Below are 533 nucleotides of genomic sequence, written 5' to 3'. Positions count from 1 at the left end.
GTTTCCTTTTTACTCATTCAAGCCGACGTGCCTTCGGCACGCGGCTTAACTCAGGCGTTAGATCCATGACGACGTTTCTCCGCGCACTAACTTTCATGGTGCTTTGTCTTACAGCCTCGCAAGTCGTGGCTGTAGACAAGAGCCACCCGGACTCACCCGAATTCGATCCCATCGCAAGGATGAAGCGATTCGATCCGAGCTGGGAGCCGCCCAACGTCTCGGCGGAAGAAATCGCAAAACACCCTCTGGGAAGCTGGGAGAACCCAGTCCGGACCCAGGGCCCAACTGGTCAGAAGAACTATCTTGCGAGCTTGACGTGCCCCAACGGGCAGCGAGCTGCCTACAAGCGACTTGGTAGCCGCGGAGATGGGATCTACGGCTTTCATGTCGACGAGTTTGAGGTGGTGTGCGGCGAGCGAAAGTCGCTCATTTATATGGACCTCTATCACCCCAAGTACATCGAGACTAAACCGGTTCCTGGCTTCGAGCTTAAGCCGGCCGGATCTAACTAATCCGTAAGGAAACTCCCGTCA

General features: G+C 55.5%; 1 protein-coding gene. It reads left to right on the top strand.

Going from position 1 to position 533, the window contains the following annotated elements:
• The coding region (locus C6N40_RS14220; protein WP_205208631.1) for a hypothetical protein at nucleotides 1–512 on the top strand (512 nt) is incomplete at its 5' end.
• Nucleotides 513–533 lie beyond the last annotated feature (21 nt).

This window comes from Arenimonas caeni, assembly GCF_003024235.1.
In the GTDB taxonomy this organism is placed as follows: Bacteria; Pseudomonadota; Gammaproteobacteria; order Xanthomonadales; family Xanthomonadaceae; genus Arenimonas; species Arenimonas caeni.
The sequence above is the reverse complement of the archived record's forward strand: the minus strand, read 5'-3'. Positions and strand labels throughout refer to the sequence as shown.